Consider the following 241-nt stretch of genomic DNA (forward strand, 5'->3'; position numbering starts at 1 on the left):
AGGATCAACCATTTCGTTCCTTCTCTTGCTTTAAGAACCTCTTTTACTTTCTCTTCTACATATGAGATATTAGCAAAATGGAGATTTGAATCAATTCTTAGAATAACATCTTCATCTGAAGTCACTGCTTCTGTATAACGTTTAATATTACGAAACGTCTTCTCTCTCTTTACAGACCCCATCTCTACAATTGATGGTTTAGAACTTCGATTTAGCAATAATACTAACGTAAAGATGGCCC

1 pseudogene is annotated in these 241 nt (G+C 34.4%); it reads right to left on the reverse strand.

What is annotated here, in order from left to right:
- Positions 1–241, reverse strand: a pseudogene (locus SAY88_RS25545) (sodium-independent anion transporter); the annotation flags it as partial.

The sequence above is a fragment of the Halalkalibacter flavus genome (assembly GCF_036663575.1).
Taxonomy (GTDB): domain Bacteria; phylum Bacillota; class Bacilli; order Bacillales; family Bacillaceae_D; genus Halalkalibacter; species Halalkalibacter flavus.